Origin of the sequence: Erwinia rhapontici, assembly GCF_012271765.1 — a bacterium.
Lineage (GTDB): Bacteria > Pseudomonadota > Gammaproteobacteria > Enterobacterales > Enterobacteriaceae > Erwinia > Erwinia rhapontici.
Genome location: NZ_VRKO01000010.1, coordinates 540,815 through 566,268 on the forward strand (window position 1 = coordinate 540,815; position 25,454 = coordinate 566,268).

The 25,454-nt window shown below is 56.8% G+C and carries 22 protein-coding genes and 2 tRNA genes; 14 read left to right on the top strand and 10 right to left on the bottom strand.

The features are described from left to right. The first annotated feature begins 130 nt into the window (after window positions 1-130). Window positions 131-1,063 carry an ArdC family protein gene (locus FVB43_RS07755; RefSeq protein WP_167863734.1) on the top strand — a complete coding sequence of 311 codons (933 nt, stop codon included), beginning with the start codon at window positions 131-133 and terminating at the stop codon, window positions 1,061-1,063. An 85-nt stretch (window positions 1,064-1,148) separates the two neighbouring features. Here FVB43_RS07755 and FVB43_RS07760 read toward each other — a convergent pair. After that, window positions 1,149-1,224, bottom strand: a tRNA-Asn gene (locus tag FVB43_RS07760). Between the two features lie 362 nt (window positions 1,225-1,586). Here FVB43_RS07760 and FVB43_RS07765 point away from each other — a divergent pair. Then, on the top strand, window positions 1,587-3,023 hold the full coding sequence (locus FVB43_RS07765; protein WP_167863735.1) for a glycoside hydrolase family 1 protein: 1,437 nt from the start codon (window positions 1,587-1,589) through the stop codon (window positions 3,021-3,023). A gap of 45 nt (window positions 3,024-3,068) precedes the next feature. Here FVB43_RS07765 and FVB43_RS07770 read toward each other — a convergent pair whose 3' ends face one another. Genes FVB43_RS07770 through FVB43_RS07785 form a run of 4 tightly spaced genes read right to left on the bottom strand, consistent with a single transcriptional unit; the run spans window position 3,069 to window position 6,470 of the window. Continuing rightward, window positions 3,069-3,905: a metal ABC transporter permease gene (locus FVB43_RS07770; protein WP_167863850.1), complete on the bottom strand. Its 837-nt coding sequence runs from the start codon at window positions 3,903-3,905 to the stop codon at window positions 3,069-3,071. Further along, complete coding sequence (gene sitC / locus FVB43_RS07775; RefSeq protein WP_133841677.1) at window positions 3,905-4,759, bottom strand: iron/manganese ABC transporter permease subunit SitC; 855 nt, start codon at window positions 4,757-4,759, stop codon at window positions 3,905-3,907. Before sitC ends, FVB43_RS07770 begins: the two co-directional genes overlap by 1 nt. Next, window positions 4,759-5,562, bottom strand: a complete 804-nt coding sequence (locus tag FVB43_RS07780; RefSeq protein ID WP_167863736.1) for a manganese/iron ABC transporter ATP-binding protein — start codon at window positions 5,560-5,562, stop codon at window positions 4,759-4,761. Before FVB43_RS07780 ends, sitC begins: the two co-directional genes overlap by 1 nt. Next, window positions 5,559-6,470, bottom strand: a complete 912-nt coding sequence (locus FVB43_RS07785; RefSeq protein WP_133841679.1) for a metal ABC transporter substrate-binding protein — start codon at window positions 6,468-6,470, stop codon at window positions 5,559-5,561. The genes FVB43_RS07780 and FVB43_RS07785 overlap by 4 nt, the downstream gene beginning before the upstream one ends. A 910-nt stretch (window positions 6,471-7,380) precedes the next feature. On the opposite strand from FVB43_RS07785, the gene FVB43_RS07790 reads away from it, so the two are divergent. From FVB43_RS07790 to FVB43_RS07835, 10 genes are all read left to right on the top strand, one after another. Continuing rightward, window positions 7,381-9,462, top strand: a complete 2,082-nt coding sequence (locus FVB43_RS07790) for a hydantoinase/oxoprolinase family protein (protein WP_197931263.1) — start codon at window positions 7,381-7,383, stop codon at window positions 9,460-9,462. Beyond that, window positions 9,459-11,486: a hydantoinase B/oxoprolinase family protein gene (locus tag FVB43_RS07795; RefSeq protein WP_133841681.1), complete on the top strand. Its 2,028-nt coding sequence runs from the start codon at window positions 9,459-9,461 to the stop codon at window positions 11,484-11,486. The genes FVB43_RS07790 and FVB43_RS07795 overlap by 4 nt, the downstream gene beginning before the upstream one ends. After that, the gene (locus FVB43_RS07800; protein ID WP_133841682.1) at window positions 11,473-12,558 is read left to right on the top strand and encodes an ABC transporter substrate-binding protein; all 1,086 of its coding nucleotides are present in this window, start codon (window positions 11,473-11,475) and stop codon (window positions 12,556-12,558) included. Before FVB43_RS07795 ends, FVB43_RS07800 begins: the two co-directional genes overlap by 14 nt. Then, window positions 12,555-13,646 carry an ABC transporter ATP-binding protein gene (locus FVB43_RS07805; protein ID WP_167863737.1) on the top strand — a complete coding sequence of 364 codons (1,092 nt, stop codon included), beginning with the start codon at window positions 12,555-12,557 and terminating at the stop codon, window positions 13,644-13,646. The genes FVB43_RS07800 and FVB43_RS07805 overlap by 4 nt, the downstream gene beginning before the upstream one ends. Continuing rightward, window positions 13,643-14,512, top strand: a complete 870-nt coding sequence (locus tag FVB43_RS07810) for an ABC transporter permease (RefSeq protein ID WP_133841684.1) — start codon at window positions 13,643-13,645, stop codon at window positions 14,510-14,512. Before FVB43_RS07805 ends, FVB43_RS07810 begins: the two co-directional genes overlap by 4 nt. Further along, window positions 14,502-15,305: an ABC transporter permease gene (locus FVB43_RS07815; RefSeq protein WP_133841685.1), complete on the top strand. Its 804-nt coding sequence runs from the start codon at window positions 14,502-14,504 to the stop codon at window positions 15,303-15,305. Before FVB43_RS07810 ends, FVB43_RS07815 begins: the two co-directional genes overlap by 11 nt. 559 nt (window positions 15,306-15,864) lie before the next feature. After that, the gene (locus FVB43_RS07820; RefSeq protein WP_167863738.1) at window positions 15,865-17,325 is read left to right on the top strand and encodes a methyl-accepting chemotaxis protein; all 1,461 of its coding nucleotides are present in this window, start codon (window positions 15,865-15,867) and stop codon (window positions 17,323-17,325) included. Between the two features lie 306 nt (window positions 17,326-17,631). Continuing rightward, window positions 17,632-18,402, top strand: a complete 771-nt coding sequence (locus FVB43_RS07825) for a VOC family protein (RefSeq protein ID WP_167863739.1) — start codon at window positions 17,632-17,634, stop codon at window positions 18,400-18,402. A 125-nt stretch (window positions 18,403-18,527) separates the two neighbouring features. Next, a complete protein-coding gene (locus FVB43_RS07830) occupies window positions 18,528-19,124 on the top strand; it encodes a hypothetical protein (protein WP_133841688.1) in 597 nt (198 codons plus the stop codon). Window positions 19,125-19,270: 146 nt separating this feature from the next. Beyond that, window positions 19,271-19,516, top strand: coding sequence for a YmjA family protein (locus FVB43_RS07835; protein WP_133841689.1), 246 nt, complete (start codon window positions 19,271-19,273; stop codon window positions 19,514-19,516). A 116-nt stretch (window positions 19,517-19,632) separates the two neighbouring features. Here FVB43_RS07835 and FVB43_RS07840 read toward each other — a convergent pair. The 3 genes from FVB43_RS07840 to FVB43_RS07850 form a co-directional block, all read right to left on the bottom strand. Further along, window positions 19,633-19,708, bottom strand: a tRNA-Asn gene (locus FVB43_RS07840). Between the two features lie 99 nt (window positions 19,709-19,807). Next, the gene (mtfA, locus tag FVB43_RS07845) at window positions 19,808-20,602 is read right to left on the bottom strand and encodes a DgsA anti-repressor MtfA (protein WP_133841700.1); all 795 of its coding nucleotides are present in this window, start codon (window positions 20,600-20,602) and stop codon (window positions 19,808-19,810) included. 136 nt (window positions 20,603-20,738) lie between these two features. Further along, a complete protein-coding gene (locus FVB43_RS07850; RefSeq protein ID WP_133841701.1) occupies window positions 20,739-21,395 on the bottom strand; it encodes a hypothetical protein in 657 nt (218 codons plus the stop codon). A gap of 594 nt (window positions 21,396-21,989) precedes the next feature. Between FVB43_RS07850 and FVB43_RS07855 the strand changes: the two genes are divergently transcribed. Together FVB43_RS07855 and FVB43_RS07860 are read left to right on the top strand one after the other, a co-directional pair. Further along, the gene (locus FVB43_RS07855; RefSeq protein WP_167863740.1) at window positions 21,990-22,703 is read left to right on the top strand and encodes a phosphohydrolase; all 714 of its coding nucleotides are present in this window, start codon (window positions 21,990-21,992) and stop codon (window positions 22,701-22,703) included. 63 nt (window positions 22,704-22,766) lie between these two features. Further along, complete coding sequence (locus tag FVB43_RS07860; protein ID WP_133841703.1) at window positions 22,767-23,015, top strand: hypothetical protein; 249 nt, start codon at window positions 22,767-22,769, stop codon at window positions 23,013-23,015. Window positions 23,016-23,064: 49 nt separating this feature from the next. Here the strand turns inward: FVB43_RS07860 and FVB43_RS07865 are convergent, their stop codons facing one another. Continuing rightward, window positions 23,065-24,666 carry a methyl-accepting chemotaxis protein gene (locus FVB43_RS07865; protein WP_159336453.1) on the bottom strand — a complete coding sequence of 534 codons (1,602 nt, stop codon included), beginning with the start codon at window positions 24,664-24,666 and terminating at the stop codon, window positions 23,065-23,067. A 126-nt stretch (window positions 24,667-24,792) separates the two neighbouring features. Continuing rightward, on the bottom strand, window positions 24,793-25,449 hold the full coding sequence (locus tag FVB43_RS07870) for an epoxyqueuosine reductase QueH (RefSeq protein WP_133841705.1): 657 nt from the start codon (window positions 25,447-25,449) through the stop codon (window positions 24,793-24,795). Window positions 25,450-25,454: the final 5 nt, after the last annotated feature.

Genomic DNA, 25,454 nt, shown 5'->3' on the forward strand with positions numbered 1-25,454 from the left:
TCCCAACACAACCCGTCCTGCAAGGATAAATGGCACGCATTCTGCGTCCTTGCGTGCCGGAACGATGTCGGGAAAGCGAACCGTCAGGCGATACGAAGACGAAAATCACACCACTGACGGAGAAAAAATCATGACGATTTCCCTGCATACCCAGACTAGCGCCCCTAACACCGCAGCGGCGACCAGCGTATCCCCGCTGGAGCAGTCAGGCTCCTCAAAAACGAAATTTTCTAAAACCAGGACGGATATTTATCAGACAGTTACCGAGAGCATCATCACAGCGCTTGAAGCCGGTGTAAAACCGTGGTCCTGCCCGTGGCAGCGGGTACCGGGCACGTCAGGATTACCTACAAATTACTCAACTGGAGCGGCCTACAGTGGAATGAATATCATGTTGTTGTGGAGCAGTGCGTCCGAGCAGGGATTCAGCGATTCCCGCTGGATGACTTACAAACAGGCGCAAGCGGAAGGCGGGCAGGTGCGTAAAGGGGAACACGGCACTACCGCCATTTTCTATACCACACTGGAAAAGGAAAATGACGACGGAGAAACTGACTTTATCCCGATGCTGAAGACGTTCACCGTGTTTAATGTTGAGCAAATTGATGGTTTGCCTCTGAGTGACGAAGCCGTTTTCCCGGCAGAGACCTTTGAGCCGTTACCGCAGGTGGAAGCGCTTTTCCGTAACAGTGGTGCAACCATCATTGAGAAGGGACAAAACGCCTTTTTTGCACCGTCAACTGATGAAATCCGTTTACCTGAACGTTGTCTTTTTACCGATGCGGCCAATTTCTACGCCACCGGACTGCATGAGCTGGTTCACTGGAGCGGGGCAAAAAGCCGGCTGAACCGTGAAATGAAAGGAAAGTTTGGCAGTGAGAATTATGCTTTTGAGGAGCTGATCGCCGAGCTGGGAAGCGCGTTCCTGATGGCGGATCTGGGGATTGTCGGAGAGGTCCAGCATGAAAGCTATATCGCTTCCTGGCTGAAAGCACTGAAGAACGACAAACGCTATATTTTTTCAAAGCCACCAAGCGCAGCATCGAAAGCACATCGCTTTTGATGAATGACATCTGATCCCGCCACGATTGATACGCGCCAAAAACAAAAAGCCCGCTCAGGTTTCCCTGAGCGGGCTTCTCTAAATTTGGCTCCTCTGACTGGACTCGAACCAGTGACATACGGATTAACAGTCCGCCGTTCTACCGACTGAACTACAGAGGAATCGTGTGAACGAGGCGCATATTAATGATCCCGACCCTGGGTGTCAACGGCAAAAGTTACGATGGGCAACTAACTGCTGATGTTTGCAGCAACCTGATGATTTACTCAACATTTATCGTGCTTTATCGTCAGTAACTTCAGCCAAAGGGCATGCTGCGAAAGTTATTCGTGCCAAAGCGCAGTGGGCGGGAGAGGGTAAGTTTCATTATATGGTTCATTTCTGCAATCGGTTTCATGGTGCTGTTCACTCCACCGATTTTGCTCTACTATTTCTGCCGTTCAGGCGGTGCTGACGTCGGGTCAGGGCAGTGCGTTCGCGCTGCGGCGCCGCTAACTCTCCGTATCATTTAAGGAAAAGTGGCATGAAAGACAGGTTTCCGCAGGGCTTTATGTGGGGCGGCGCAACGGCTGCTAATCAGGTTGAAGGAGCATACGACGTCGACGGCAAAGGCCTGTCGATTGTCGATGCCATCCCGGGCGGCAAACAGCGCTTGAGCATTGTGGCCGCACCAGAGTTCGACTTTACGCTGGATGAAACCCGCTTCACCTATCCCAACCACAAAGGCATCGACCACTATCATCGCTTCCGTGAAGATATCGCGCTGTTTGCTGAGATGGGTTTCAAATGCTATCGCTTCTCGATTGCCTGGACGCGCATCTACCCGAACGGCATTGAACAGCAGCCCAATGAGGCGGGCCTCAGCCATTACGACCAGGTGATTGATGCCTGTATTGCACACGGCATTGAACCAGTGATCACCATTTCCCACTACGAAATGCCGCTGCACCTCGCGACCGTGTTCGGTGGCTGGAAAAACCGTGAGGTGATCGGCCACTTTGAGCGCTTTGCCCGCACGGTGCTCGAGCGATTCGGCGATAAAGTGAAGTACTGGATGACCTTTAACGAGATCAACAGCGCCGCGCACTTCCCGATGATGAGCCAGGGGCTGACGGTGAAAACCGGCGCGCTGGAAGCGCAGGCGAAATTCCAGGGCTGGCATAACCAGTTTGTCGCCAGCAGTCTGGCGGTGAAAATTGCCCACGAAACCAACGCGCAGATCCAGATGGGCTGCATGATCCTATTTGCCACCAACTACGCGTACGACTGTAATCCGCTCAACCAGCTGGCCTCGCTGAAAGAGACCCAGGCGTTTAACTTCTACTGCGCTGATGTGCAGGCGGGCGGGAAATATCCGTACTACGCCAAAAAACTGTGGCAGTCGCTGGGCGTGACGCTGGATATCCAGCCGGGTGACCTGGAGCTGATTAAGCAGCATACCGTCGATTACATCGGTTTCAGCTACTACATGTCCTCCACCACTTATGCCACCGACCCGGATGCGGCAGCAGCCAGCGGTAACCTGCTGGGCGGGGCGCGTAACCCGTTCCTCGAAGCCAGTGCCTGGGGCTGGGAGATTGATCCGGTTGGCCTGCGCATTGCGCTGAACCAGCTGTATGACCGCTATGAGAAGCCGCTGTTTATTGTTGAAAACGGTCTGGGCGCGGTGGATGAGCCCGATGAGAGCTTCAACATCGCCGATGACTACCGCATTAACTACCTGCGTAAGCACATTGATGCGATGGCGGAAGCGATTGACGATGGCGTTGAGCTGATGGGCTACACCCCGTGGGGGTGCATCGATCTGGTGAGCATGTCGACGGGGGAGATGAGCAAGCGTTACGGCTTTATCTATGTTGATCTGGACGACAAGATCAGCGGCACCGGCAACCGCTACAAGAAGAAATCCTTCCACTGGTATCAGAAAGTGATCGCCACCAACGGCCAGGATATCAGCTAAACCGACAGAAACGGCGTCCTGTGCAGACGCCGTTTTTCTTATCGGTCAGGAGAGCACCACCCGGCGCTCGCGGCGCACTGACCAGATAAACGCCGCGATAAACAGCAGGGCGAACAGCACGACAATGGTCGGGCCGGGGGCACTGTCGAGGAAGAAAGAAAGATAGGTTCCACTAAAGCACACCACCACCGACAACAGCACCGCGCAGATCATCACGCTGGAGAAGCGACGCATCAGCAGAATGGCAATCGCACCCGGTGCAATCAGCAGGGCAATCGACAGCACAATCCCCACCGCTTTTAACGTCGCCACAATCGTCAGGGCAATCATACTCAGCAGGCCGTAGTGCAGCAGGGTGGTGTTCAGCCCGCTGGCTTTCGCCTGATGCGGGTCAAACGCATGCAGCACCAGGTCGCGCCATTTCACCCCGATAATCACCGCAATCACGCAGGCAATGCCGCCGCTTTGCAGCAGATCGCTGGTGGAGATCCCCAGCATATCGCCAAACAGAATATGGTCGAGATGCACCTCGGACTGAATCGAGATGTAGAGGATCAACCCTGCGGCAAACATCCCGGAGAAGACAATCCCCATCACCGTATCCTGCTTGATGCGGCTGTTCTCTTTCAGATAACCGGTGGCCAGCGCGCAGAACAGTCCGGCGCAAAAGGCCCCGATGGCGAGCGGAATGCCGACAATCCAGGCGATCACCACACCGGGGAACACCGCATGGCTCATGGCATCGCCCATCAGCGACCAGCCCTTGATCACCATAAAGCTGGAGAGCAGGGCGCAGGGGATGGCGACAATCACCGAGATGGTCAGCGCCGTGTTCATAAAATCAAATTCAAATGGGCTTAACAGCAGTTCTGTCAGGTTCATCATGCCTCCTGCTGCGGGGCGGCTGCGCGACGGCGGCGGGCCAGCAGTCCGTGTTTAGGGGCAAACACAAAGGCGGTGAGAAACACCAGCGTCTGTGCCACGACAATAATGCCGCCCGTGGCGCCATCCAGGTAGTAGCTGATCCACGCACCGAAGAAGCTGGTAGTGCTGCCGATAGCGACGGCAATCATCAGCAGGCGCGGGAAACGGTCGGTGAGCAGATAGGCAGTAGCACCCGGCGTGACCACCAGGCAGATCACCAGAAATGCCCCCACGGTCTGCAACGCAGCAATGGTGCAGGCGGCCAGCAGGGTGAAAAACAGCAGTTTCAGCCGCGTGGGATTGAGCCCGACGGAGCGCGCATGGTTCTCGTCAAAGAAGGTCACCATCAGATCCTTCCATTTGATCAGCAGGATCAGCAGCGAGATAAAGCCAATCAGCGCCAGCTGAATGATATCTTCCGGGGCAATCGCCAGGATGTTGCCCAGCACAATGGTCTGAATGTTCACCGACGTGGGGTTGAGCGACACCATAAACAGCCCAAGGCCAAAGAAGGAGGAGAAGATCAGCCCGATAATCGCGTCCTCTTTCAGCCGGGTGCGCTGATTTAAAAACAGCATACTGCCCGCCGCCAGCCCGCCGGAGAGAAACGCGCCCAGGGCGAAAGGCAGCCCGAGCATATATGCCCCGGCCACGCCCGGCACGATGGAGTGTGACAGCGCATCTCCAATCAGGGACCAGCCCTTGAGCATCAGATAGCAGGAGAGAAACGCACACACGCCGCCCACCAGCGCCGATACCCACATGGCATTCAGCATATATTGATAGTGGAACGGTTCCGCCAGCCACGCCATTAGCGATCCCCCTGCACCATGGAAAGCGCAGGACGCGCATCGCCGTCGCCGAACACCACGTCGCGTAGTGCGCCGCTAAAGGCGTTTTCAAGATTGGCGCGGGTAAAGGTGGTGGCCGTCGGGCCGCAGGCCAGCACGGTGCCTTTCACAATCACCGTGTGGTCGCAGTATTCACTGACCGAGGCCAGATTATGGGTGGAGACCAGCAGGGTGCGGCCTTCCTCGCGCAGCTCATGCAGCAGGCTGATGATCTGGCGTTCGGTGTTGACGTCGACGCCGGTAAAGGGTTCATCCAGCAGGATCACCTGGCCGCGCTGGGCGATGGCACGCGCCAGGAATACGCGTTTCTTCTGCCCGCCGGAAAGCTCGCCAATCTGACGCTGACGAAACTCCGCCATGCCGACGCGCTCCAGGGCTTCTGTCACCAGGCGTTTATCTTCCGCACGCGCAATGCGCAGCATGCCCATATGGCCGTAGCGGCCCATCATCACCACATCTTCCACCAGTACCGGGAAGGACCAGTCAACCTCTTCAGACTGCGGCACATAAGACACCATATTCTGCTTCAGTGCCTTGTGTGCGGGCTGGCCCAGCAGGGTAATTGATCCACGGGAGAGCGGCACAAAGCCCATAATGGCTTTAAACAGCGTGGACTTACCCGAACCGTTAATCCCCACCAGGGCGGCGATGCTGCTGCCGGGTACCTGTAAGGTGGCATCGCGCAGGGCGGTATGCCCGTTACGATAGGTGACTGTCAGATCGTTAACCCGAATGCCGTCGGGTGCCGCCTGGATAGTGTTCATTTTGCCAGCCCCTGCTGAATGCCTTTAACGATGGTGTCGCTGGTGACGCGCAGTAAATCGAGATAGGTCGGCACCGGCCCATCGGCGGCGCTGAGGGAGTCAACGTACAGCACGCCGCCGTAATGACTGCCGGTTTCACGCGCCACCTGGCGGGCGGCTTTATCGGAAACCGTGCTTTCGCTGAACACCGCCGGGATCTTCTCCTGCTTCACTTTATCGATCACTTTACGCACCTGCTGCGGGGTGCCCTGCTGGTCGGCGTTGATCGGCCACAGGTAAAGCTCTTTCATCCCGAAATCACGCGTCAGATAGGAGAAGGCGCCTTCACTGGTCACCAGCCAGCGCTTATCGGCCGGGATACTCGCCAGAGCCTGCTGCACCGGGGCCACCGTGGCGCTGATTTTTTCTTTGTAAGCGGCGGCATTTTTACGATAGATATCGGCATTGGCCGGATCGTGTTTCACCAGCGCATCGCGGATGTTATCAACGTAGATCAGGGCATTTTTGGGTGACATCCAGGCATGAGGATTGGGTTTACCGCTGTAAGGCCCCTCGCTGATGCCCATAGGCACAATGCCGTCAGACACCACCACTTCCGGCACGCCGGAAAGGTGTTGATAAAAACGCTGGAACCAGAGCTCCAGGTTCAGGCCATTGGCGAGGATCAGCTGTGCGCCCTGGGCGCGTTTGATATCCCCCGGCGTGGGTTGATATTCGTGGATTTCTGCCCCGGCTTTGGTGATGGACGCCACGTCCGCAGCGTCACCCGCCACGTTTTTGGCCATATCGGCAATCACTGTGAAGGTAGTGATGACCTTGAATTTTTCCTGTGCCAGCGCGGGTGCCAGCGGCAATGTGGCGAGCAGAGTGGCGCAGATCCACCTTTTTAACCGGAACTGAAAACGCATAGAAATCTCCCAGAAAGCGCTTAAAAATACGACGTAATTAGCAGTTGCTATAAGGTATAGCACAGGCTATATCTCCGTGTGAATGTTTTTTGTGTGGGATTACACTCTTTGACAATTAAAGGGGGGAGACTGGCGGCGAGCCGAAGGGGGCGACCCTTTTTCCGGTCGACCCTTTGGGGATGGTTTGCACGATGGTTCAGGGCCAGGGCCAGGTCAACGTCAACGTCAAGGGCGTTTCGCTTTCCCGCTGCGCGACCCAGGGTGGGCAGTCGCCCCCACCCTGGGGACCCGGGCTTGCGGCTGGCGCTGCGTCCACTGCGTGGATGCCTTCGCAAGCGTCGTTCACCGACGGAGTGGTCGTGACGGCACATCCCTGTGCCGGCTCTCCCTCTCACCGCCGTCCTGGCGGTTCGTCCTGGTTCACTGTGCTTCCTCAGCGCTGCTGAATGCCGCCTCAACGTCAAAACCCAGGTCAAACCCAAATTCAAATCAATCCACATAAATCATCATGTCGTCGCGGTTTTAAAACCCACAGCGAGCATTCTCTTGCGGGGATGGGGCCAGATTGAGGTAAGCCGGACGTCACGCGGCAGGGAAGCCGCGTGCCGAGGCCCGCATGGATGCGGCAGTTGCCGATCCGGCGTGCTCAAACTGGCCTCAGACCTGAAGCCAAACTATCAGCGATAAAAAATGCCTGGGGGATCCCTCAGAGGCCGAACTCTGCAAAAGATCATGATGGGTACTCCACGGCCTACACGAAAACCATCTATTAAGGCTGTTACACACCGTCATGCTTTTTCCGGCAAAGGTTAGTCCTATTTGTTATTCGTAATACGGGAGTATCCAGGGAAAATTAACAAAATATTTCATTAATCAATTTCGCGACTTACGCGTGAATCAGGAGAAAAAGGTGAACAACATTCCCGATGCCGGGCTGACAGTGGGAGTGGATGTCGGGGGCACCTTTACTGATTTTGTGATATTTGACCCTCAGCGTCAGCACTATTTCTTTCATAAACAACCCAGTACCCCGGCCGATCCGGCGCTGGCCTTTAGCGATGGCTTACAGGCGGCGCTGAAGAAAACGGGCCAGCCTGCCAGCGCACTCTCCCTGTTGCTGCACGGCACCACGCTGGGCCTGAACGCCATTATTCAGCGTCGTGGTGCGAAAATTGCCCTGGTGATCACCCAGGGATTTCGTGATGTGCTGGAAATTGGCCGCGCACGTATGCCGTCTTCCTTTGATTTTCATGCCGACCGTGAACCGCCGTTTCTACCGCGTGAGCGGGTGCTGGAGATCGGCGCGCGCTTCAGTCCGACAGGTGAGGTGATGCAGTGGCCGGACGAGCACGCTCTGAGCACGCTGGCGCAGGCCATTGCCCGGCTCGACGTCAGCGCCGTGGCGCTGGTCACCCTGAATGGTTACGCCAATCCGCAACAGGAGGGCGAGCTGGCGCAGCGGCTGCAGGCTGAGCTTGATGATGTCCCCGTGCTCTCATCCGCCGAACTGTGGCCGGAAATCCGGGAATATGAACGCACGCTGGTGGCCGGGCTGAATGCCTATATTCAGCCGCTGATGCAGCGCTATTTCAGCCGCCTCACCGGGCTGCTGGAGCCGCAGTCGGTGACCGCACCGCTCCTGATCACCGCCTCTAACGGCGGCGTCTTGCCGCTGGCGTCGGCTCGCCAGCGCCCGGTCGATACGCTGTTATCCGGCCCGGCATCGGGCGTGATGGCGGCGGCACATCTTGCGGCCACCACGCACAGCGGTGGCTATGTCTCCTTCGATATGGGCGGCACCAGCAGCGATATTTCCCTTTCTGCGGAGGGCGATGTTGAACGCGTCAACCGCACTGATATTGGCGGCCTGCCGCTGATGTTACCGGTGGTCGGCGTCTCTGCCATCGGCGCCGGAGGTGGGTCGATTATCCATGTCGATGAATACGGCATTTTAAAAGTGGGGCCGGAAAGCGCAGGGGCCGATCCCGGCCCGGTGGCCTATCGCCGCGGCGGCGTGGCCCCGACCATCACCGACTGCTATCTGGTCTGCGGCATCCTGCCGGCTGATGCCCGGCTGGGCGGCACCATTCCCCTCGACCTTGCGGCGGCGCGAACGGCGCTTGCCGCGCTGGCGGCGCAACTCGGTATCCGCGGCGAGGATGCGGCAGAGCAGGTTGCCAGCGGGGCGCTGGCGGTGGCGACCACGCAGATGGCGACGGAGCTGAATAAAGCCGTGGCGCAGCGCGGCGTCTCGGCCGATGCCCTGACGTTGATCCCGTTCGGCGGTGCCGGACCGACGCACGCCAACCTGTTTGCCAGTGAGGCGGGCCTGGAACGCATTGTGGTGCCGTTACGTCCTGGCACCTTCTGCGCACAGGGGGCGATCACCGCCGATATTCGCCGTGACTTTGTGCGCAGCCTGCGCGTGCGCGTCAATGCCACCACCTTCATTACGCTGACCACGACCCTTGACGAACTTCATCTGCTGGCGCAGCAGTGGTTCGGTGAGCAGGCCGCTGCCCTGAGCCGCGCAGCGCCGCGTTATACGGTAGAAGCCGATATGCGTTACAGCGGCCAGGCCTATGAGCTGAGCGTCAGCCTTGCCAGCGCGGACACGCTCACCCTGGACGGATTGCAGGAGAGTTTCCAGCAGCTGCACCAGCAGCGCTACGGCTTTACCGGTGCCCGCACCGATATCGAATTAACCACCCTGCGGCTGTCGCTGACGGCACCGCTGCCGCGCCCGACAGAGAAAGCCTTTGTGCCACACGCGCCGGAAGCCCATCGCCCCCGGCGGCCGCTGTATCTTAACCAGCGCTGGCAGCCGGCGGATATCTGGCAGCGTGTGCAGATCCAGTTTGACGATCGCCTGACAGGCCCGGCGATTGTCGAACAGGATGATACCACCACGCTGATTCTCCCCGGCTGGACGGCACAGCTCGACCCGGCAGGCAACCTGTTGATCACCCGTGAAACGGGAGGCCCCCTGTGAAGCTCGACGCGATTACGCTTGAGATCCTCAACCATAAACTGACGGCGCTGACGGAAGAGATGTGCCATATCCTGCAACGCACCGGGCGCACGCTGTATGTGAAAGAGACGGCGGATTTCTGCTGCGCGGTGGCCGATCGGCACGGCAAGTTCTTCGCCTATCCGCGCGGCATCGGGGTGTCCGGTTTTGTCGGGCTGAATCTGCTGACCACAATGCAGGCGGTGGGCGAGGTGCAGCCGGGGGATGTGATCCTCACTAACGATCCCTGGCGTTCGCGCGGGCTGGCAACGCACCTGCCGGATTTACAGGTGCTGGAACCCTGGTTTATTGACGGGGAGATCGTCGCCTGGGGCTGGGCCTTCCTCCATGCATCCGATGTCGGTGGCCGTGTGCCCAGCAGCATCTCACCGACCAACAGCGATATCTTCCAGGAAGGGCTGCAAATCCCGCCGGTCAAACTGGTCAGGGCGGGGGTGCTGAATCAGGACGTGGTCACTATTCTCGCCGCCAACAGCCGCACGCCGGATGCCAACGCCGGGGATATTCAGGCGATGCTCGCCGCACTGGGGGCCGGGCGCCAGCGCCTGCAAAAAATCGTTGCTCAGCACGCTGCACCTCAGGTGATTCAGGCGCAGCAGGATCTGCAACAGTATGCGGCGGCCCGTGCGCATCAGGTGCTGCGCCGTATCCCGCAGGGCAGCTACGAATTTGAAGACTATCTGGATGATGCGGCTGGCAGCGGCCTGCCGGTGCGGCTGGCGCTGAAAGCCACCTTTGACGATGGCAATGTGCATCTGGATTTCAGCGGCAGCGATGCTCAGGTGGCTGTGGCGCTGAATATCCCGAGCCACGGCGATCCCCATGCCTGGCTGACGCTGCGCATTCTGGCGCTGGTCTGCACGCTGGATAAAACCGTGCCACTGAATGCCGGTCTGCTGCAACCTGTTTCCCTGTTTGCCCCGGTCGGTTCGCTGGTCAATCCGCAGTTCCCGGCCGCCGTTGGCGTGCGCCATGCCACGGCCGTGCGCGTCAACGACTTACTGAACGGTTTGCTGGGGCAGGCGCTGCCTGAAGTGATGCCAGCGGCCAGCGGCGGCACCATTATTCCGCTGGTGGTGGCAGAAACGGCCCGCCACGGCAAAGAGCAGAATGTACAGGTGATTGAACCGATGGTCGGCGGCGGTGGCGGCCGTTTTGGCCGTGACGGCATCGACGGGCGTGACAACAGCATCTCTAACCTGGCGAACAACCCGGTGGAGATGGTCGAAGCCGAAACCTCAATCGAAATCGTGCAGTATGCCCTGCGCGCAGAGTCTGCCGGAGCCGGGCAGTGGCGCGGTGGTATGGGCCAGCAAATCCGTATTCGCATTTTGCACGATGACACCACGCTGCTGGCGCGCGGCATGGAGCGGATGGTGTTCCAGCCCTGGGGCGTCAACGGCGGGCTGCCCGGGCAACCCACGCGCATGACGCTCAACCCGGGCGATGCGGGCGGCACCGTGCTGGGCAAAATTGACCTGCTCAGCGTCAAAGCCGGGGATGAGGTGCTGCTGCAAACCCCGGGCGGCGGCGGTTGGGGCGATCCCTTCCTGCGCGACCCGGCAGCGGTGAAGCGTGATGTCGATAACCAGTTGATCGGTATTCTGTCCGCCGCCGACCAGTATGGCGTGATCATCGTCAACGGCGAGGTGGATCAGCAGGCGACAACCACTCTGCGTCAGCAGGCCAGAACACCGGGCTCGTCCTCCGGCCCGGCGCGGGATAACTGGCTGGCCGTGTTTTCCCCCGCGCTGTTATCACGCCTCAACCAACAACTTTATGCGCTGACGCCGGCGGAAAGACAGCGTTATCGCCAGCAGGCGTTTGCCGCCGCGCTGGCGCAGTTACCGCCTCACTTCCCGCGTGAAACGCAGGCCGATATTCACACTGCCCGTCAGTGTTTTGCCGACGCTGTTGCCGCACTGGAACAGCAGTTTTTATCCCTTACCTCGTCATCACCAGGAGATGAACATGCGTTTAACTAAAAACAGTGGGGCACTGCTTTCTGCCTTGATCGGCCTTGTTATCAGCGGTGCAGCCACGGCAGCAACCGCGCCGGAAGCCACGGATTCGGTGGTGGTGGGGGTGTATGGCGGTGACTGGGAGAAGAATATTCGTGCCTCCGGCCTGGAGCAGTTTGCTAAAGATAACCATATCAAACTGACCGTGGTGCCCGGTGCCGATGCCGAATGGTTTGCCAAACTGCGTGCGGCAAAAGGGCGTCGTTCGCCTTACGATATTGTGGTTTTCCAGCCGGATACCGTGCAGCGTGCGACGGCAGCAGGGTTGCTGCAACCGCTGGAGGCCAAAGAGATTCCTAACCTCGATAAGCTCTATCAGAGTGTGCAAACGCGCTTTGTCAGCGAGAACAAAACCTATGCTGCCGCGTTCAGTCTTGGGCAGTTAGGCCTCGCCTACCGCAGCGACCTGGTGAAAACCCCGCCGACCAGCTGGCTGGATCTGTGGAAGCCGGAATACAAAGGCCACGTGGCGATTTCGTCACCGACCTATGCGGCGGGGCTGCAGTTCTTTGCCGGGCTGGTGCATGCGCTGGGCGGTGAGCTGAACAACCCGGCTGATGTGGATAAAGCCTTTGCCAAACTGAAAGATCTGCGCGGTAACGCGGTGGCCTTCCCGGACAGCCCGGGTGCCATCCAGACGCTGCTGGAGCGCGGGGATGCGTGGATTGTGCCGTTCTGGGATGGTCGCGTGTTTGCCCTGAAACAGCAGGGGATGAGAATCGACTTTGTGTACCCGTCTGAAGGCGCGGTGGTTGGCGCGGCCAACTGGGTGATCCCGAAAGGCGCACCGAATCTGGCGAATGCTTACAAAGTGGTGAATGCGCTCTCCAGCGCCCAGGTGCAGAAAGCCTTCTCCGATAAATCACTGTACGGCATGACCAATAAAGAGGTGCAGTACAGCGACAACCTGAAAAAACAGGTGAAAGTGGGTGAAGAAGCCTACAGCAAACTGATCTGGATTGATTACGCCACGGCCACGCCGCAGCTGGCCGACTGGACCAACCGCTGGAGCCAGTCGCTGGGGGCGACAAAATGAGTTCCGTGGTGATTGACGCGGTGAAGCGGCAGTTTGGGCAGCATCGCGCGCTGGATGGCGTCAGCATGACGATAGAGCAGGGGGAGTTTTTCTCCCTGCTCGGCCCCAGCGGCTGTGGCAAAACCACGCTGCTGAATATCATCGCGGGTTTTCTGGCGGCCGATGACGGGCGGGTGTTGATTGGCAGTCAGGATATGACCGCGTTACCCCCTTACCGACGCAATATCGGCATGGTGTTCCAGAACTATGTGCTGTTCCCGCACCTCAGCGTGGCGGATAACGTGGCTTTTGGGCTAAAGGTGCGCCATGTGGCGCGCGATGAGCAGCGCCGCCGGGTCGCGGAGGCCCTCAGGCAGGTGCGCCTGGAGGGGCTGGGAACGCGCATGCCGCATCAGCTCTCCGGCGGCCAGCAGCAGCGCGTGGCGATTGCCCGTGCGCTGGCGATTGAGCCGCAGGTGCTGTTACTGGATGAGCCGTTGTCCAATCTGGATGCCCGGCTGCGCAAGGAGATGCAGGATGAGCTGCGTGCGCTGCAAAAACGGGTGGGCATCACCACGGTGCTAGTCACTCACGATCAGGAAGAGGCGCTGACGCTCTCCGATCGCATCGGTATTCTCGGTCAGGGGCAGTTGCAGCAGGTGGGCACGCCGTCGGAACTTTACCGTCAGCCGGAGAACCGTTTTGTCGCCGAGTTTGTCGGGCAGGCGAACCTGTTCCAGGTGACGGCCGACCGTGGCAGCGAACGTTATCAGGCCAGCGAACATTTCAGTGCAGCGGGGCAGCCGTTACAGCTGGCAGCCAGTCGTTTTGATGCCCGTAGCGCATTACTGATTGTGCGACCGGAACGCATCCGCATTCTGCCCGGCGGCGGTGAACCGGCGGTTAACGGCACCTTCGCCAGCGTAAAAGAGGCGAGCTTTGCCGGGGCGACGTTGCGCCTGCTGTGCCAGCTTCCCGGCGGCGGCGAGCTGCGCGTGCAGCCTGCGGAACAGGACTTCCGTCAGTTACCCGCACCGGGCGATAAGCTCTACCTGGCGTGGCGTGAAGACGATGTCATCGTGCTGCCCACGCCGGGAGCGCCGCAATGAACCGGCTTAGGCAGAACGCCTTTCCCTGGCTGATGCTGACGCCGTGCCTGGTGTTCCTGGTGCTGTTTCTGCTGGTGCCGCTGCTGCTGCTGCTCGATCAGAGCCTGACCGCGGTCGACAGTTTGCTGAATCCGCTGCCCGGCCACAGCCTGGCGCAATACCTGACGGTGTTTGGCGAGTCGCAGTATCTGTATGCGCTCTGGACCACGCTGTGGGTGTCGTTGCTGACGGCGGCGATGACCGTGCTGCTGGCCTGGCCCGCCGCCTGGCTGCTGGTGACCGTGAAAGGCCGCCACTGGCGTACGCTGCTGTATGTGATTTTAATCTCGCCGCTGCTGACCAGCGTGGTGATCCGCACGTTTGCCTGGATTGTGCTGCTGGCGCAGAACGGGCTGATTAACGGCTTCCTGCTGTTTACCGGGCTGATCCCGCAGCCGCTGGCGCTGTTGTGGAATATGAATGCGGTGGTGATTGCCTATGTGCAGGTCATGCTGCCATTTGCCGTGCTGCCGCTGATCACCTCGTTAAATGAAATTGCCCCGTCGTTGCGCCTGGCCGCGATGAGCCTGGGCGCCACGCCGGGCCAGACGTTCCGTCGGGTGGTGTTACCGCTGACGCTGCCCGGGATGCTGACCGGATTTATCATTGTCTTTTCACTGGCGGCAGGCAGTTACATTACGCCGTTGCTGATTGGCGGGCGGCTGCAACCCTTGTTGCCGATTGCCATCTATCAGCAGGCGATGCAGACGGCGAATCTGCCGCTGGCGGCCGCGCTGTCGCTGACGCTGCTGGTGATGACGCTGGCGGTGGCCGGTATTGTTGGCCTGTTCCTCAAACGCTGGGAGAAGAAAAATCATGGTCACTGACCGTATACTGCGGCGCCTGACCCAGGGGCTGGTGACGCTGACCGGGATTCTGGTGTATCTGTTTCTCGCCTTACCGGTCGGCGTGATTGTGCTCTCGGCCTTCAGCCCGGAACCGTATCCACAGTTTCCGCCGCAGGGTGTGTCCCTGCGCTGGTTCTCCGCATTGCTGGATGATGCGGGCTGGCGGGAGTCGCTCAGTATCAGCCTTATCCTGTTAGTGGTGGTGACGCCGCTGACGGTGATCCTCGGCACCTTTGCCGCCTGGGCGCTGGCGCGGCTTGAGTTTCGTTATCGTGAGACGTTGCAGGCCTTTATTTTATCGCCGCTGATGATCCCGCAGGTGGTGCTGGGGATTGCCCTGCTGTATGTGCTGACCGCCGCCGGGATTGCCGGGCTGGTCAGTGGGCTGGTGATAGGTCATATCGTGGTGGCGCTGCCCTATGTGGTGCGTACGGTGAGCGTCAGTCTGGCGGCGATGGACAGAAGGCTGGAAGCCGTATCCATGAGCCTCGGGGCCGGGCGCTGGTACACTTTCCGCCACGTGACGCTGCCGCTGATCAAACCCGGAATGCTGGCCGGCGCGGTGTTTGCCGGGGTCACGTCGTTTGGCGAAGTGTCCGTCAGCCTGTTTCTCAGCGCACCGGATACCATCACCGTTCCGGTGAGGATCTTTAACTATGTTGATCAGACCTTCGACCCGACGGTGAATGCCATTTCGGTGATCTTTATTGTGATTGCGGTGCTGATCCTGCTGGCGATTGAACGCACCATCGGGTTAGTGAAGATTTTGTAAGAGGCAGGGCGTCTAATCGCTCGCGGTGGGTTTTAAACCTCCACTGCGTGGATGCCCTCGTCAGCGCTGCTGAATGCCGCCTCAACGTCAAAACCCAGGTCAAAACCCAAATCAATCAGCAAAGTCAGTCACGTCGTAGCGTTTTAAAACCCACAGCGAGCGCTATCTTGCGGGGAGGGGGCCAGATTGAGGTAAGCCGGACGTCACGCGACAGGACGTCGCGTGACGAGGCCCGCAGGGATGCGGATTTTGCCGCTCCGGCGTGCTCAAACTGGCCCCGGACCTGAATCCGGACGGGAAGCCATTAATTTTTGTGGGGATCCCTCAGGGGGCGATCATATTTTCCGAACGAGCCGTGCTGATGGAGTGTTCCAGGGATCAGGTCAGCTTTGCTGGCTGACCGGAACAGATGGTCAGCCACTCCGGGTGAATGCCTCTCTTCTTTTATATTTAACTGCCTGAAAAATAGAAACACTATAAAGATCGGCGCCAACATGCCGTAACTGATCAGGTCATCTTAAATAAAAATCCCACTCATGCTGTCTCACGGAGGATGTTGATGCTGCAACTGCTCAGGAACATGAAGGTTGGCCGAAAACTGACGGCAGGTTTCGGTGTATTACTTTTTTTTGTCGCCGCCATTTGTTACTGCGGCTTTAGTGGTTTCAGCACTGCGGAAGATTCATCGGCACGTTTATCGGTGGTCGGCGCACTGTATGATAATGCCGGTGCCGTCAAGGATGGCTTGCAGGAGAACCCTGCCGTCGCGATGACGAAGCTGGCTGCGGTCAGCACCGAACTCGACAAAATCCACTCACTGATCCGCGAAGGCGACTGGCCAGCCCAGTACGCGCCCTTAGCCGACACCATACAGCAAGATATCGACGCCCTCCGTACCGATCTGCAAAGCACCGCGGCCCGCAATGATAAGTCCACCCAGGTGCGGATCTCGGGCCTGCTGGAAGACATCAATAAAATCTACGGGGCTGAAGAGTCGCACTCCGCTGAGCTGCTGGCCTGGAATCGCTGGCTGCTGGGTGTTCTCGGTATTGTCGCGATGCTGGTGGGCGTGATCGTTGCCGTCAGTATTCACCGGCAGATCGTTCCACCGCTGAATGAAGCCCTACAGGAGGCCAACCGTATTACTCATGGTGACCTGACAGGCACGCTGAATAGCGATCGTCAGGATGAAATCGGCCAGTTATTGCAGAGCATGGCGGGCATGAAGGCGCAGCTTAACCAGATTGTTCACCGCATCCAGGTGCGCACCAGTGAAATCGTCAATGCTGCGGATGAAATCTCCTCCGGCAACAGCAACCTGTCGGCGCGAACCGAAGAGCAGTCGGCCAGCGTTGAGCAAACGGCAGCCACGCTCAGCCAGTTGACCAGCACGCTCAGCCAGACGGCCGGGCATACCGGGCAGGCACATCAGCTGGCGACCAAAGCGGGCGGGATTGTCAGGCATAACGGGGAGCTGATGCGCTCCGTCACTCACCGTATGCAGGGCATCCATGATTCGTCTTCCCGGATGGCCGATATTATTCAGGTGATCGACAGCATCGCTTTTCAGACCAACATTCTGGCGCTGAATGCCGCCGTCGAAGCAGCCCGTGCCGGAGAATCCGGACGCGGTTTTGCGGTGGTGGCGGGCGAAGTGCGCACGCTGGCAGGGCGCAGTGCCACCGCCGCGAAGGAGATCCGTGAGCTGATTGATCGTTCTGTTGGCCAGATTGACGAAGGTCGTGAGCTGGTGGGGAAAGCCGATGTAGCGATGCAGGATATGGTGCAGAACATTACCAGTATGGCGAGCCTGATGAGTGATATTGCGGGATCAAGCCATGAGCAGAGCGATGGTCTGGCGCAGATCAACAACACAATGAATCACATTGATGATGCAACCCAGCAAAATGCCGCCTTAGTGGAGCAGTCTGCCGCTGCCGCCGCATCGATGCAGGAACAGGCGCGCGATCTGATGGTGATGGTGGATGTGTTCAAAGTGGACCCCGTTGCGTCGCATTAATCGCTGACGACGACTCAAGAACAAAAAAGCTCGCTCAGGAAAACCAGAGCGGGCTTTTTTTATGCCTGCTGGCTTTGCAGCGAAAAATAACGTCAGTAACAACAAGTAATTATTGGTTTTAACATTCATGAGGGAAGCGATTTTTACGACTTTGGATAGATTATTTTATTGTTTGTTTTTGCACGTGTCGCAGCAATATAGTTGCCACCAGAACCCTCTATCGCGCTGCGATAGAGGCAAAAGAGGCATTATTCGGCCAAAAGATAATGATGCCATCCATCTTTACCAACAGATTCAGGAGGCAGGATGGCAACACTAAAGTGGGATCATGCGGTTCAGTTTGTCAATCATCCCGAAGAGGCGATTCAGATTTTCGCCGCACAGCAGCTGAACGCCATACCGGGCGGGCGCCATCCGGGGTGGGGCACCCGGAATGCGCTGAGTTACTTCGGCCTGACCTATATCGAGTTTCTCGCGATTGCTGACCAGGCAGAGCTGGAGACTGCCGCACAGAGGTTCCTGCTGTCGCGCGATGCGTCGCAGTTACTGCCGGAAAACCAGGCACTGTATCGGGTGGCCCTGCGCAGCGACGATATTGTGCAGACGCACGAGGACCTGCACCGCAAAGGCTTACAGGTGTCGGCGATTGCGGACGGCCAGCGCAACGATCCGCAGGGCAACGTGATCAGCTGGCGTATTTTTACCATTGATGGCGACGTTAACGGTTTGCCTTATCCCTTTGTTCTGCAATGGGGGGAAGATGATGATGCCCGCCTGGCGCGGTTACGGGCACAGGGGCTGGACAGCCCGCATCCTGCCGGAGAGGTGGCGCTGACGCGTGCGGTGTTTGACGTGCAGGACCCGCAGGCGGTGCGCGCTCACTGGCAGGCGCTGTTTGGCTTTGCCCCATTAGCGGATGCCACGCAGGAAGGGCTGGATCTGGGTGACCAGCAGTTTATTTTCCGCCCCGGTGCGGACAACCGACTGGTGGAACTGGTGTTGACGGCCGGGGAGCCTGCGTTACACGGCAAGCGCTGGTCGGTGGGGCATGGCGAGTATGTTTTCGCGCAGGGATAACCGGCGATAACACAGGATCATGTTATCGGCGCCGGGCAGAGAGGAGAGGGCAGAACGGCAGATCTGCCCTGTCAAATTTCACATCGTGCTAGAATTATCGCTCAAGGGGTATATTTGGATAAAGTATGACGAATATCGACACAGTCAGGGGTGTAGTGGGCAAAAGAGGGTACAAGGATAACCCTGTGTATCGTGAGGCCATGATACAGATGCGTTTTGAGACCTTCACGGATGACGATGTGGCTTTTTTTGAGGCGCACTACCTCACATCAAAAGATGTTTTCAGCCGTAATCAGATATTGTATGCATTGGTCTTAACTTGTCCGGACAGGGACCTGAAAGATTTTTTCCTGGCGGCATTCAAAAAAGAACGTCATGTCGATATGCGATTAGTCGCCCTGCGCGGTTATACGCACTATGCCTCTGAAGAAGAGGTGATTCCGCTGATGACTAAACTTTCCGATATCATCAAAAAGCTCCCCGCGCATACACGCTATCCTTACCAGGAATATGAGATGTTACGATCTCAATTTGGGCTGCCTTATTTAGTGGCGCACTATGGCTATGCCTGTTTTATACAGGCATCAGAACAGCTCAATGCGCAATATGATGCGATGCCGGATCTGTGCAAAGGCTTTTTTACGCTGGATGCTCAGGGGCTGCATATTCAGTTACTGCCTCCCGCTGAGGCAAAAGAACGGCTGGGGAAACTGTTCGGTTAAACAGGGTACAGCCTGCCAAATTACAGGTATAATCCCCCGCATTATCCACTGGTTGACAAGCGGGATATATCAGGCCGATATCAGATGCTAAGCCTGATTAACCTGCACCCGCTGAAAAAACTGGCACTACCTTCAGGAAACGACTGATGAGCAATGACATCCCCCTTAAGTATTATGACTTCGTAGATGAGTATGCGACGGAAGCCGCACAGCCGGTAACCGAATCAGAGCGCAGCCCTCTGGCGCGTTATTTCGAGTTGCTGATGACGCATTTAACCAATAACGAAGAAATCAGCGAAGAACAGCAGAAAGAGATGGCCACTGAAGCTGGTATCCACGCGTTGCGTATTGATGATATCGCGACGTTTCTGAATCAATGGGGCAATGAGTAACACCCTCTGATAGGTTTTTGATGCCCGGGCACGTTTTCTACCGGGTATCCTGTCCCTCAAAAAACACGAAAAGCAAAAAGCCCGCTTAAGTTTCCTTAAGCGGGCTTTTCTCAATTTGGCTCCTCTGACTGGACTCGAACCAGTGACATACGGATTAACAGTCCGCCGTTCTACCGACTGAACTACAGAGGAATTGTGGAACGAGGCGAATAGTAGCGATACGCCCTCAGACTGTCAACAGCAAAAAACATTTTAGCTTTCAACTGGCTGCGTTTGAATCAACCCGCCCGATTAGTGAACAATTCCACCCGCATTATGGTGTAACTGCTGCTGCTCCAGGCGCTGATGGGGATCCTGGCGATAAAACTGGCGGAACCGTTGATAAAGCGCCGGAAAACGGGCGATCAGCAGCTCAGGCGCACTGAAAAAATACTCTGACAATACCGCGAAGCATTCCGCGGGTTCGCTGGCGGCGTAGGCATCAATGCTGGTGGCGTTTTCACCCACCTGGTCAATTTCATCCTGTATTGCACTCATTGCCGCACGCAGATCGCGCTCCCAGCCCACCACTTCGCGCAGGGGAATGGCCGGTACACCGTTAGCTTCACCGCTGCCGCGCGCATCAAGTTTGTGCGCGACCTCATGGATCACCAGGTTATAACCGGAGAGATCGAATGAGTCCTGCACATCCAGCCAGTTCAGGACAATCGGACCCTGCTGCCAGCTTTGCCCGGCGTGCACCATTTGTTCACGATGCACCAGGCCGAACTCATCCTGCCATTCATCATCGACCATAAACGGGGAAGGATAGATCAGCACTTCATGAAAACCGTCCAGCCAGTCGTAGCCGAGGCTGAGAACCGGCAGGCAAAACAGCAGAGCCAGTCGGCAGCTTTTCACATCGTCCAGTTCGAAGCCTTGTAAAGGCACCAGACGTTTCTGGCGCAGAAAACGGGTCGCAAGCTGACAGATCGTCTGTTGTTCAGCAGCCGTTAAGCTTGCCAGCAGCGGGATCTCCAGCGCCTGTTGCCATGGCAGCCCACTTTCCACTGCGTCATCACCGCCTTTCCACGGCCATTTGATCATGCTGTTGTCACTCCTGCCTGATGATGGCGTTAATGCCGCTGAATAAGGGGAAGATTCAATCAGTTATAATGCAGATTGTCTGTGACGAAACGCAAACGGCGCTGAAAAAAGTCAGCGCCGCGTCGATTTGCGAGGGTCAGATACGCGCGAATTCAATCACCCAGACCCAGGGGTTCACTTCCCAGCTGGTGCCACCGTATTGAATGGCCCACTGCTTGCGATAAGCATCTTTAGCGGAAACGGCTTCGCTATGCAGGGTGAAAAAGTTATTGAGAAAATGAGAGTCTACCTGCACGCCTTCAGCCAGCACGTCATCGTCACTGATATCCTGGATGCGCTCGACCCGGATAGCCGTGATGGTCAGGTCGATACGGCTGGCCCAGCGCGGCATATGAATACCGGCCTGCCAGCCAAAGTTGGTCTCTTCTTCGTCAGAGGTATAGATGCTGGAGTCGGCACGGTACTGACAGTAGTCAATATTTTTAAACTGTGCAGGAGAGGTCTGATATTTCGTCATCTCTTCTGCGGGCACCACAGGGCCGCGCCAGGTTTCACGCACCCACAGGCGATCGCCCGGCTGCCCGTAAGGGCAGTGATAACTCAGGTTTTCCATGCCCAGAACACGGTTACCCTGCAAATTGTTGCTCAGGACATCAATGCCGTAACAACCTTCATGGTTGTCCTGGCCTGGCCCGAACAGTTGGGATTTCATGATGCGCCGTGTCTGTTTTTGTTGGCCTGAAAGCAGGGCGCGCACCCGTTGATCGCTAAATAGAATCGGGCGTTCTTTCATGGTTTAACCTCTAGTATGACTTTCTCGACCAGTTCCTGGTTCATAAGCAAAGTAGAAACACAATACAGATAATTCCTAACCTTAGCGCAAAAAAACGATTCAGCACGTTTATTTTACTAAACTTAGGAAAAACTTTTAAAAAAAATGACTTAGGGCAAATTTGCACTTCTGCCGGACGCAATTGTCTGGTGCGTCCCGCGTCGTCATCACGGGGTCGTCATGCCGTAACCAAATTGACATTTTACCATATTACAATGTGTTAGTGTGACGAATGCTTAGCGACGATGGCCTCTAACCGTGGCGATCGCCTGTTCCTCACGATCACTGACAGAACGGGCGCACACCGCGCCTGTATTGTTGTTTGAGAGACAATTACCCGCATCTGATCATAACTATTGTTTATCATTTAGATCAAAAAGCAGCCAGTTAAAAGTGAGCCAGAAAAAACTGAAAATGGGAAAAATGCTGTCACCAGCGCGTAACAACCGCTATAAGTTTGATGTGGATCTCATTTTTAAGCAGAAATGGTTAACCCGTTGCAGTGGGTGACCACCACTGACATCTCAAAAAGTTCAAACAATTAAGGAGAAGTCTATGACGCTGACTGACTGGCAATTACGTTTTGAAAAGTGGCTGCACGACACCTGGCAACATGATGATAAAGCCCATGATGTGGCGCATCTGACGCGCGTCTGGCAGTCTGCACAGCGCATTATGGTGGGCACCGGGGCCGACGAGCTGGTGGTGCTGGCCGGGTGCTACTTCCATGACATTGTCAATCTGCCTAAAAATCACCCTGAGCGCCATCTGGCTTCCGCGCAGGCAGCTGACGAGACCCGGCGTGCGTTACGGCAGGTCTTTACGGATTTCCCCAGTGATAAAATTGAAGCCGTGGCCCACGCGGTTCACGCGCACAGCTTCAGTGCTGGCGTAACGGCAGAAACCCTTGAAGCCAAGATCGTGCAGGACGCCGACCGTCTGGAATCACTGGGCGCTATTGGTCTGGCGCGGGTGTTTTATGTCTCTGGCGCATTAGGGCGTTCTCTGTTTGACAGTCGCGATCCGCTGGGGCGCGAACGCCCACTGGATGATGCTGAATGGGCGCTGGACCATTTCCAGAAAAAATTACTGAAATTGCCTGAAACGATGCAAACGGCAGAAGGGCGACGCCTGGCGGAATTTAATGCCCGCTTTCTCGTGACCTATATGGCGAAGCTGTGCGCTGAATTGAAGGGGGATTTTTGCGCGTTGGATCAAACCGTACTGGAAGAATTCAGCCCGGGATCGTCAAATATTAAATTTTTATGACAGTATGGTTAAATCGCACGTTACAGGTTACGTTGTTGGGACAATTCTCAGGAGAATCAGGCAATGACCGACAAAGTTAGCTTAACAATAAAGATCGATCCCGCCTTAAAAGAAACGATTAAAACACTCGCTCTGGATAGTGAGATTTCGCTTAGCGAGTTGGTTACCCAGCATCTGGTAAAGAGTTTTTCTGCTCAGGCACCCGATGCGGTAGATAGTACCCATACAGAAGAAGAGACGGCCGAACAATTGAGCCAGGCAGAACTGAAACAAGTTCGCGCACTGCTGAAAAAGTCGAAGAAGAAAAAGTAAGCCCCGTCTTATCCAGCGTCTCTCGTTCTGAGAGACGCTTTCAACCCCCTTACATAACAAACTGACTCACGCTGTGCGAGAGCCGTTGCGCATGATCCACCAGCGCTTCCGATGTCCCTGCGCTGCGACGTGTCAGTTGCTCGCTCTCTTTGACCTGCTGATTCAGGCGAGTAATCTCCAGCGCTATCGCATTGACCCTTTTACTCTGCGCATCCGCATTGTGTTGCAACTCGCTCAGTAGCGTCACCACGCCGGATACGGCATGCGTAATTTCCCGATACAATCCCTCCAGCGTCTGTACCTGGCTAAAGCCGCTATCAATGTGTTGATGGGTTGAGCCGATCAGCCCGTCAATCAATCGCGTCGAGGCACTGCTCTTCTCCGACAGCAGGCCGATCTCTTTTGCCACAATGGAGAAGCTGCGCCCATAAACGCCGGCATGGGCTGATTCGATAGCGGCATTCAGTGCCACCAGCCGTGTTTGCAGCGAAATGCCCTCCAGCAGGGTAACAATCCCGGCAATCTCACCGGAAGCGTCAACAATCTGGCGCATCTGCGCATCAACAGCGGTCACCACGGTGCCGCAGCGGCGGGTCAGTTCATCGGCGGCCTGTACCTGCTGCGTCGCATGATGGGTAAACGTCACGCTGTGGCCCACTTCCTCTGCCACCCGGTTCAGACGCTGGCTGATGTGCTCAAACGCGCTGCTTTGCTGCTGATTGTGGGCACTAAACTCATCATTTTGTTGTGCCATGCGGTCTGCGCTGCCACGCACCGCACCGGAGATGGCGTTAATCTCGCCCACGATATGCCGTAAACCTTGCTGCATCCCGTCCACATTCTGTATCAGCTGGCTGATCTCCGTTGACTGGTAACGGCTCTGATACGCCTGCTGCGAGATATCGCCCGTTGCGATCTGTGCCAGCCAGCGCGACACGCGTTCCATCGGCTGGATCACCCCCATCAGCAGTAACCCGCCGCTCAGTAACAGCAGTCCGCCCAGCAGGGCAGAGATACCCAGGGAAAGATTGCGGCTGGTGGTCAGCGATGAGAGCGTAGAGAGGTTGAGATCGTCGGCCTGGTGATTGGCCTGCGTCAGCACCTGATAGTAGGTGTCATTAAACTGCTGCTGAAAGGCCTGCATTGGCACCATAAAAAAGGCATCAATATCTTTCGCATTCAGCCCTTTTAACTGCTCCTGCAATCCGTCGGCCAGCATATCGAAGTTCTGCTTCAGCGGACTGTCCTGCGCCACCGGATACTGTCCAAACAGTTTTCGCGCATTTTGCAGTGAGGTCTGAGCCGTTTCGGCCAGGCTTTTCCAGCTGTCGACGGAGCCGGTCTGGTTATCCTGCATCAGGTAGATCCCGGCGCGGTGGCTGTTGTCGCTGGCGGTGAGCAGTTCCATACGGGCTTTATCCAACAGCGCCTGGCGGCCAGACAGGGTATGGATCTCGGAAATATTGTCACCCGTGCTGGAAACGAGGCGGGTCAGTAGCAACACGCTGGCACACTGCAGCAGCGAGAAGACCAGCAGAAACAGGATGAAGCCACCCCGCAGGCTGCGTAGCCAGCCCCAACCGGTCATCAACGAGGCAAAACGTGGACGGCGCAGCATAGTGCGTAAGGGTAAAATCGTGAGCAGTGACATAAGCTTCCCTTAAAATAAAAGGGAGTATTCGCCGCTTTTATGTCACTTGTGTTACCGCGATAAAATAGAAAAAGGAAACAGGGGATTATCCGCTGATAAGGCAAATTACCCCGCTGTTTTTCAGCGTTATTGTTCTTCATCACCGTAATAGAGGACGCCGAGCTTGATTAATGGCCGGCCCTGACTTTTGCGATGCAAATTGCTGTCGCGCAACGAATATACGCAGCCGCAATATTCCTGCTGATAGAAACGCTCACGTTTGCTGATCTCAATCATGCGCGCCGACCCGCCTTTTTTGCGCCAGTTATAATCCCAGTACTGGATGCCGGGGTAGGGCGCGGCCGCCCGATCGCCACAGTCGTTAATCTGCTGCATATTCTTCCAGCGCGAAATACCCAAAGAGCTGGAAATCACCGGAAAGTCATTTTCATAGGCATACAGTGCGGTGCGTTCAAAGCGCATATCAAAGCACATGGTGCAGCGCACGCCACGCTCTGGCTCCCACTCCATGCCCTTCGCGCGGGCAAACCAGTTATCGGTATCGTAGTCAGCATCGACAAACGGGATGCCGTGCTGTTCCGCAAAGCGGATATTCTCTTCTTTACGCAGCAGATACTCTTTCTGCGGGTGAATATTTGGATTGTAGAAGAAAATGGTGTAATCAATGCCTGATGCCTGCAAGGCTTCCATCACTTCGCCGGAGCAGGGGGCGCAACAGGAGTGCAGCAGCAGTTTTTTAGCGCCATCGGGAAGGCTAAGCAGCTCGCGTTGGGGGGCGTTCATCGGTA